7 protein-coding genes and 1 pseudogene are annotated in these 8,866 nt (G+C 68.9%); 1 reads left to right on the top strand and 7 read right to left on the bottom strand.

Going from position 1 to position 8,866, the window contains the following annotated elements:
* The 5 genes and pseudogenes from OXR08_RS18215 to coxB form a co-directional block, all read right to left on the bottom strand.
* Positions 1 to 244: pseudogene (locus OXR08_RS18215) on the bottom strand (cytochrome C); the annotation flags it as partial.
* Positions 241 to 852, bottom strand: a complete 612-nt coding sequence (locus OXR08_RS18210) for a cytochrome c oxidase assembly protein (protein WP_267352035.1) — start codon at positions 850 to 852, stop codon at positions 241 to 243. The pseudogene OXR08_RS18215 and the gene OXR08_RS18210, both read right to left, overlap by 4 nt.
* Positions 849 to 1,229: a hypothetical protein gene (locus OXR08_RS18205; protein WP_112381047.1), complete on the bottom strand. Its 381-nt coding sequence runs from the start codon at positions 1,227 to 1,229 to the stop codon at positions 849 to 851. Before OXR08_RS18205 ends, OXR08_RS18210 begins: the two co-directional genes overlap by 4 nt.
* A gap of 25 nt (positions 1,230 to 1,254) precedes the next feature.
* The gene (gene ctaD / locus OXR08_RS18200) at positions 1,255 to 3,774 is read right to left on the bottom strand and encodes a cytochrome c oxidase subunit I (protein WP_267352033.1); all 2,520 of its coding nucleotides are present in this window, start codon (positions 3,772 to 3,774) and stop codon (positions 1,255 to 1,257) included.
* Positions 3,771 to 4,730, bottom strand: a complete 960-nt coding sequence (gene coxB, locus OXR08_RS18195) for a cytochrome c oxidase subunit II (protein ID WP_267352031.1) — start codon at positions 4,728 to 4,730, stop codon at positions 3,771 to 3,773. The genes ctaD and coxB overlap by 4 nt, the downstream gene beginning before the upstream one ends.
* A gap of 220 nt (positions 4,731 to 4,950) precedes the next feature.
* Between coxB and OXR08_RS18190 the strand changes: the two genes are divergently transcribed.
* On the top strand, positions 4,951 to 6,651 hold the full coding sequence (locus OXR08_RS18190) for a DEAD/DEAH box helicase (protein WP_267352030.1): 1,701 nt from the start codon (positions 4,951 to 4,953) through the stop codon (positions 6,649 to 6,651).
* A gap of 45 nt (positions 6,652 to 6,696) precedes the next feature.
* Here OXR08_RS18190 and OXR08_RS18185 read toward each other — a convergent pair whose 3' ends face one another.
* A complete protein-coding gene (locus OXR08_RS18185) occupies positions 6,697 to 7,908 on the bottom strand; it encodes a dihydroorotase (RefSeq protein WP_267352028.1) in 1,212 nt (403 codons plus the stop codon).
* The coding region (locus OXR08_RS18180; RefSeq protein WP_267352026.1) for an aspartate carbamoyltransferase catalytic subunit at positions 7,905 to 8,866 on the bottom strand (962 nt) is incomplete at its 5' end. The genes OXR08_RS18185 and OXR08_RS18180, both read right to left, overlap by 4 nt.

Raw genomic sequence — 8,866 nt, 5'->3', positions numbered from 1 at the left:
CGCCGGCGAAATGGCCGGCTGCGCTGACCAGGACGCGAGGGGCCTTGGGGTCGTCGGGCGCGGAAAAGGCGGCGTGCGTCTTCACCGAATTGCGCATGACCCAGTGGAGGAACCAGTCGGTGACCGGCCAGTGCCCGCTGGAGGCGGCGACGTTGAAGAGGCCGGACCAGGCAAAGAGCATGCCGGCGGCGAACAGGCCGAACAGCGTGGCGGCGACGCGTTTCCAGGTGAGGCGTATCGTCATGACCGGGCTTCCCGCAGGCGGAGCAGGCTGGCGAGCATGGCAAGCCCGCCGAAGAAATAGGCGGCCGCGCCGATCATCAGCATGACGACGCCGCCGACCTGTTGATCGGCGAGCGGCTCCATGCCGTGCGCGGCGTGGAGGCCGACATAAAGCGGTCGGGGCGCCAGTCCGATCAGCGCACCGAGCAGGGTCATGTGCATCGAGGTGAGCAGCATCGCCGCCACCCCCCCGGCGCGCCGCGCCCAGCGGGCGTCACCCGCCGCCCCCAGCGCGGCGGACCAGAGCAGCAGGCCGGCGACGAGGAAGCTGGCCTGTTCGGCGATCAGGACGAGCGGGTAAGCCTCGGCGGCGAGGCGGAGTGCGGGCACGTGCCAGCTCCACACCACGACCAGTTCGACCACCGACATGGCGAGCGGCGTGACGATGCGGGGAAAGCGCGTCGCGGGATCGGCCGGCGTGCCGGCGATGGCGAAGGCGAGCAGGGGCGCGGCGACCGCGACCGCGATCATGTGCCCGGCCATGTGGCCGATCATGCCAAAGCCGCTGCCGGCAAAGGCCCAGCCCAGCAGGAGAAACGCCGCGCCGGCGGCAAGGCACAGGCGCCTCATCGGCAATCGTTCAGCAGGATGACGGGCAGCGCGGTGAAGATCACGCCGACAAAGCTGAGCGCGGCGAGAAGCAGCGTGGCGGTGGCGAGAAAGCGCAGCCGGTCGATATCGGTGCCCTGTTCGTGCGGGGGCGGATCGCCCGGCGTGCGCGACTGGACAAAGGCGATCCAGCCAGAGACGAGGATGATCCCGAGTGCCACCACCGTGCCGATGGTGAAGGCGGTGGGAAAGAGCGACCATTCGCCAAGCTTTGCGCAGGACACCGCCGCCCAGATATAGGAAAACAGGAAATGCACCGCCCAGACGCCGGGCGGCACGATGAGCGTCCACAGCGTGACCTTCAGCCGCTTCACGCGGTTGCGGAAGCCCGGTTTCATGCGGATCGCTCCTGCGTGCGCCCCATCACGCCACCGCCGGGAACAGGCCGATCGTCGCATAGGCGACAAGGGCGGTGAGGGCGAGGAAGTGCTGATACACGGTGATGTTGCGGATGTCGGCGTCGTAGGTGGGGGTCATGCGCCCCGCGAGGCTGCGGGCGAGCGCATAGCCCTGCATGATCGCACCGATGCCGGCGTGCACCGCGGTCCAGATCGCGAGCGTCCAGACGATGGCGGGGTAGACATGCGCCTCCGGGTTCATCGCATATTGCCACGGCCCCGCAAGCCCCGCGAACAGGCTGGCGAAGGTGGCAAGCAGGCTGACGACGAGCAGGGTGCGGGCCAGCGTCACCTTGCCGCGGGCATGCACCTCGCGGGTCGCGATCGTGCCGGCCCAGCCGACCAGCGTCAGGGCCAGGGCGACCATCGGCCAGAGCATGCCGGGGCCGGGGAAAGCGGGCGGCGGGAATTCGGCATGGATCGTCCAGAAGAAATAATAGCCGAAGACGAGGCCGGAAAAGGCGGTGGCGTCGGCCATCATGGTGATGAACATCGCCCACCAGCCCGAGGACGACGGGCCGGAAAGATAGAGCGGCACCTCCAGCCCGTGGCCGATCGCCTTGCACGGCTTTTCCGGGATCTCGGCGGTGCCGGTCCACAGCCACCAGAGCACCATGGCAAGCGTGGCGAAGGCGGCGAACAGCGCGGCCATGTAGAGATGATAGGTGGTCAGGATGAACACCGCGCCGAGCACGATGGCGGTCAGCATCGGCTTCCAGCTCGGCGTGCCGAGGCGGATAACGGCGATGGGGCGCGCATCGAGCACGGTGGTGATGATCGTTTCGCGCCGGCCCTCCTCCGCATCGGGCAGGAAGAAGCGGCCTTCGTCGACCTTCTTCACGAAATCCTTCTGGTCCCAGATCGGATAACGGCTCTCGATCAGGGGGACCGAGCGGATGCCCCAGTCCTCGTCATCGGGCAGGGCCAGCCATTCGAGCGTGCCGGCGTTCCACGGGTTGCGCTTGCCCTTGGGCCGGGTGGGGGAGAGTGCGAGGTCGAGGCAGACGATCGCGACGCCGGCGGCGAACAGATAGGCGCCGATCGTCGAGGCGAGGTTCAGCCCGCCGATGCCCAGTTCGGCCGGATAGGTGAAGACGCGGCGGGGCATCCCCTCCAGCCCCGAGAGGTGCATGGGAAAGAAGGCGAGATTGGCGCCAACGAACATGATCCAGAAGGCGATGCGGCCCATGCGATCGGACAGTTTCTTGCCGGTGATCAGCGGCCAGTAATAATAGAGGCCGCCGAACAGCGGCAGCAGCGTGCCGCCGATCAGCACGTAATGGAGATGGGCGACGACGAAATAGGTGTCGTGCGCCTGCCAGTCGAACGGCGCGACCGCGACCATCACCCCGGTCAGGCCGCCGACGACGAAGATGGCGAGGCTGCCGGATGCATACAGCAGCGGCGTCGACCATTTCACCTTGCCCGCCCAGAGGGTGGCGATGAAGGCGAAGATCTGGATTCCCGTCGGGATCGCCACCGCCTCGGACGCGGCCGAGAAGAAGGCCAGGCTGATCTTGGGCAGGCCGGTCGCGAACATGTGGTGCACCCACAGGCCGAACGACAGGAAGGCGGTGCCGACCGCGGCCAGCACGATCCACGGATAGCCGAGCAAATGCCTTTGCGCAAAAGTGGGGATCAGCATCGCGAACAACGCGATCGACGGCAGGAAGACGATATAGACCTCCGGGTGGCCGAAGATCCAGAACAGGTGCTGCCAGAGAAGCGGATCGCCGCCGCGCGCGGCATCGAAGAAGGGCCAGCCGAGCAGCCGCTCCATTTCGAACAGGACGTCGCCGGCGATCAGCGGCGGGAAGGCGAACAGGATCATCACCGCCACGACCAGGATGTACCAGGCATAGAGCGGCATGAGGTTGAGGCGCATGCCCGGCGGGCGGCATTTGAGGACGCCGACGATCAACTCGACTGCGGCGGCGACCGAGGACACCTCGATGAAGGACAGGCCCAGCATCCAGATGTCGGCGCCAAGCCCGGACAGGTCGGTGCGGGTGGTGAGCGGCGGATACATGAACCAGCCGCCGTCGGGCGCGGCGTTGAAGAAGATCGAGCCCGACACGAAGACGCCGCCGATCAGGAACGACCAGTAGCCAAAGGCCGACAGGCGCGGGAAGGGCAGGTCGCGCGCGGCTAGTAGCTGCGGCAGGAGGATGATCGACACCGCCTCGAACATCGGCACGGCGAACAGGAACATCATCATCGAGCCGTGCAGCGTGAACAGCTGGTTGAAGGTGTTGGCCGAGACGAGGTCGTTGTCGGGCACGGCAAGCTGGGTGCGCATGATGAGCGCCAGGACGCCGGCGAACAGCATGAAGCCGAAGGCGGTCAGCGTGTACCACACGCCGACGCGGTTGTTATTGGTATCCGTCCAGCGCAGGAACAACCCCTCGGGCGGCTTCCACACGGCCCGCAGGCGTTCCTCCTGCGCGCGGCGGAGGTCCGGATCGTCTTGTGCGTGGAGGCTCATTTGAGGCCCTGAAGGTAGCGGGCGATGGCCGTGGCTTCGGCTTCACGCATCTGGGGGAAGGCGGGCATGCGCACGCCGGGCTTGGTCGCCTCCGGATGGCGGATGAAGCGGGCGATGTTCTGCGTCGTCGGCTCCAGGATGCCGGCGGCGAGCGTCCGGCGGCCGCCGAAATGGGTGAGGTCGGGGCCGATCGTGCCCGCCTGCGTCGTGCCGCGGATGCTGTGGCAGGCGCCGCAGCCATAGCTGGCAAAAAGTTGCGCGCCGGCATCGGCTTCGGTCTGCGCGGGGCGCGCCTGCGCGGCGAGCCACGCGTCGAACGCGGCGGGCGGCATGGCGACGACGTCGAACGCCATCAGCGCATGACTGAGCCCGCAAAATTCGGTGCAGACGCCGCGGTAACGCCCCGGCTTTTCGGCGCGGACGACGAGATTGGTGACGCGGCCGGGGATCATGTCCATCTTGCCGGCAAGGCCCGGCACCCAGAAGCTGTGGATCACGTCGCCGGCGGTGAGTTCGAGCGACACGGTGCGGCCGACGGGCAGGCGCAGTTCGTTGGCGCCCTCGACCGGGCCGCCGGGGGTGCGATACTGGGTGCGCCACCAGAATTGTTGCGCATCGACGCGGATGCGGAGATCGGCGGGGCCGACGGGGGCAGGCTTCATCATCGGCAGCGAATAGACGAGCAGTCCGCCGAGCAGGATCGTCGGAAAGACGCCGCCCAGCCACAACACCATGCGCATGCCCTGTTGATGGGTGATCGCGCCCTCGGCCGAGGTGACGGCGCGGCGCATCAGCCAGAACAGGCCGGCGGCGAGCAGGACGGCACCGATCAACAGTAGGATCAGGAGCGAGCGCAGCGCATCCGCCTCCGCCCCGAATGGCGCGAGCGCGGACTGGTGCGTGTTGCAGCCGGAAAGCCAGGCCAGTCCCGAAACGGGGCACAGCCAACGAAGCACACCCCCACGACCCCGGGTGCCTATCACCTTGATACGAAAGCCGCTGATCGCCGGCACCCCTTTTGCCCACCCCCCTGTAAAGAGTGGACCCAGCGCCGCGTCTGTGCCATGTGGCCGACGCATTTCACGGGACGCACCTAATCCAGGCTGGTCTGGATAACACTCGGAAGCCGGGAACGATCCTTGGTTTTCGAGATGCGATCCCCATTTCTGGAGCCTCATGCCCTTTTCGTCTCTCCCGACGCTTCTCTCCGAAGCGCTTGGTGCCCGCGGTTACGCGGCACCCACCCCCGTCCAGGCCGCCGTCATCGAGCCGGAGGCCATAGGCCGCGACCTGATCGTGTCCGCACAGACCGGTTCCGGCAAGACCGTCGCCTTCGGCATCGCCATGGCCGGCGAGCTGCTGGAGGACGGCACGCTGCCCCCGCCGCGCACGCCGCTGGCACTGGTCATCGCACCCACGCGCGAACTGGCGTTGCAGGTCAGCCGCGAACTCGCGTGGCTGTATGAAGGGGCGCGCGCGCGCATCTCCACCTGCGTCGGCGGCATGGATGCCAGTCGCGAGCGTCGCTCGCTGAGCAACGGCGCGCATATCGTGGTCGGCACGCCCGGGCGTCTCCGCGACCATCTGGAGCGCGGTGCGCTCGACCTGTCGTCCTTGCGCGTCGCGGTGCTGGACGAGGCGGACGAGATGCTCGACATGGGCTTTCGCGAGGATCTGGAAGAGATACTCGACGCGACGCCGAACGAGCGGCGCACCTTGCTGTTCTCGGCCACCATGCCGCGCCCGATCGCACAGCTTGCCAAGCGGTATCAGCGCGATGCGCTGCGCATCGAGACGATCGGCGAGGAACGCGGCCATGCCGACATCGCCTATCAGGCGGTGACGGTGGCGCCGGCCGATATCGAGGCGGCGGTGGTCAACCTGCTGCGCCTGCACGAAGCGGAGACGGCGATCCTGTTCTGCGCGACGCGCGACAATGTGCGGCACCTGCACGCCAGCCTCGTCGAGCGCGGTTTCGCGGCGGTGGCGCTGTCGGGCGAGCATTCGCAGAACGAGCGCAACCACGCGCTGCAAGCCCTGCGCGATGGCCGTGCGCGGGTGTGCGTGGCTACCGACGTCGCGGCGCGCGGCATCGACCTGCCGGGCCTGACGCTGGTGGTGCATGTCGAGATCCCGCGTGATGCCGAGACGTTGCAGCACCGTTCGGGCCGGACGGGCCGTGCCGGACGCAAGGGCACCGCGATCCTGCTGGTGCCGTATCCGCGCCGTCGGCGCGTCGAGGGCATGTTGCGCGGGGCGCGCATTCAGGCGGAATGGCGCCGCCCGCCGACTCCGGAAGAAATCCGCGCGGGCGACCGCGAGCGGCTGCTGGCGGCACTGCTCCAGCCGGTCGAGGTGGACGACGAGGACAAGGCGCTCGCCGAAAAGCTGATGGCCGAAAAGCCGGCGGACGAGATCGCCGTGGCGTTGGTGCGTGCGCACCGTGCCGCCATGCCGCAGCCCGAGGAGATGGTGGACAGCGGCGAGCGCGACGGCCGCAGCGACCAGCGCGAGCGCCGTGCCGGGTTCGAGGACACCGCCTGGTTCCGGATGAATGTCGGCCGGCGGCAGAATGCCGATCCGCGCTGGCTGATGCCGCTGCTGTGCCGTCGCGGGCATATCACCCGCAACGAGATCGGCGCGATCCGCATCCAGCCGAACGAGACGCTGTTCGAAGTACCGAGTGCGATCGCAGCGCGTTTTGCGGCGGCGCTGAAGCGTACCGCGGCCGAGCATGCCGATGACGGGATCGAGATCGAGCCGGCCGAGGGCGGTGCGATGTCGAGCGGTCGTCCGCAGGGCCGCGCGCCGGCGGGTGCGGGTGGCCCCGGCGGTCCGCGCCGTCACGCGCGTGGACCGAAGGGTCCGCGGCGGTGATTTTTTGATTTCCCTCTCCCCGCCGGGGAGAGGGCTTTTGCTACATCAGACCTCCCGGCCTGCCTTCCACAAGCGCAGCGCCTTGCCCTGTACGGGGAGGCCGTCGAACGGGGTGTTGCCCGCAGACGCGAAGCGGTCGCCGAGGATCTGCCACGGCGCGCCGGCGTCGAACAGCAGCAGGTCGGCGGGCTTGCCCGGCTCCAGCGTGCCGGTATCGAGCCCCAGGATGCGGGCCGGGTTCGTCGCCAGCTTCTCGAACAGTTTAGCCAAGCTCAGCCGCTCGTCGCGGACCAGCATCAGTGCCAGCGGCAGCAGCGTTTCCGCACCCGCCATGCCGGGCGCGGCGTCGACGAAGGGCAGGCGCTTTTCCTCCGGCCCATGGGGGTCGTGGCCCGAGGCGATGACGTCGATCGTGCCGTCCGCCACCGCGGCAAGTGCGGCCTGACGATCGCTTTCGCTGCGCAAAGGTGGTGACAGGCGCGCGAAGGTGCGGAAATCCGTCGTCGCGATGTCCGACAGATGCAGGTGGGCGGGCGTGATGCCGCAGGTGACACGCACGCCGCGGCGCTTGGCGGCGCGGACGAGGTCGAAGCCGGCGGCGGTCGTCACCTGGCGGATGTGCAGGCGGGCCCCGGTTTCTTCGGCGAGCATCAGGTCGCGGGCGATGGCGAGCGCCTCGGCGATGGCGGGGGCGGCGGGCAGGCCGAGGCGGGTGGCGGTTTCGCCCTCCGTCGCGACCGCGCCCGCCGCGAGGCCGCCATCCTCGGCATGGGTGATGACCGCGAGGTCGAGGTCGTGCGCATAGGCGAGGACCCGGTGCATCACCCCGGCGTCCGCGATCCAGCCGCGCCCGGTGCCGACCGCGCGCGCACCGGCCGAGGCGCAGATCGCCATTTCGGCCATGTCGGTGCCGGCAAGCCCGCGCGTGGCGGCGGCAATGGGGTGGATCCACAGATCGGGCTTGCCGATCAGCGCGGCGCGCTGGACGATGCCGGGATCGTCGAGCACGGGCGACTGGTCGGGCATCAGGCCGACGCGGACGATGCCGCCGGCGCGCGCGGCGGCGCGGTCGACCTTGAAGATGCCGAGGTCGATCAGGCCGGGGGCGAGCGTCTTGCCTGCGCAGTCGATGACGGTCGCGTCGGCGGGCGCGTCGCCGGTGCCGAGGATGGTGCCGTCCTGCACCAGAAGCGTGGCGCGCTGCTCGCCCCCTACGGGGCAGACCAGGGCGGCGTTGGTGAAGGCGGTGACGGTCATGCCCAGCCCTCCACGCCGCGCGCCCTTCGCGTCAGGACATCCAGGCAGGCCATGCGGACGGCGACGCCCATCGCCACCTGTTCGGTGATCGCCGATTGCGGGCCGTCCGCCACCTCCGAATCGATCTCCACCCCGCGGTTCATCGGGCCGGGATGCATGACCAGCGCATCGGGCTTGGCGCGCTTCAGCCGTTCCGGCGTGAGGCCGTAGCGCAGCCGATATTCGCGGGTGGAGGGAATGTAGCCGCCGCCCATGCGCTCATTCTGGACGCGCAGCATCATGACCACGTCGGCATCCTCGATCGCACGGTCGAAATCGGTGAAGGGGGTCACGAACATCCGGTCGACCGCGGCGGGCATGAGGGTGGAGGGCGCGCAGACGCGGACCTCTGCGGCAAGTGCGGTGAGCGCGAGGATGTCGGAGCGGGCGACGCGGCTGTGCAGGATATCGCCACAGATGACGACGCGCTGACCGGCGACATCGCCCCGCGCGCGGCGGATGGTCAGCATGTCGAGCAGCGCCTGGGTCGGGTGTTCGTGGCGGCCATCGCCGGCGTTCAGCACCGGGCAGTCGACCTTGTCGGCGATCAGGCGGACCGCGCCGCTCGCCATGTGGCGGATGACGATCACGTCGGCGCGCATGGCGTTGAGCGTCTGCGCGGTGTCGATCAGGGTTTCGCCCTTCTTCACGCTCGATTGCGCGGCGTGCATGTTGACGACATCGGCACCCAGCCGCTTGCCGGCGATTTCGAACGACAGCAGCGTGCGGGTCGAATTCTCGAAAAAGGCGTTGATCTGGGTGAGCCCGGCGAGGCGCGTATCGGGCACGTCGCGCGTTCCCCGGCCGATCCACTGCTCGGCTTCGTCGAGCAGGAAGCTGATCTCGTGGGGCTGAAGCCCCTCGATCCCGGTCAGGTGCCGGTGCGGGAACACGGCGCCGCCCGGTAGGACGGCGGCGG

It is taken from the genome of Sphingomonas sp. GM_Shp_2, assembly GCF_026540875.1.
Lineage (GTDB): Bacteria > Pseudomonadota > Alphaproteobacteria > Sphingomonadales > Sphingomonadaceae > Sphingomonas > Sphingomonas carotinifaciens.
Note: the sequence above shows the minus strand (reverse complement) of the source record. Positions and strands in the feature narration are given on the sequence as shown.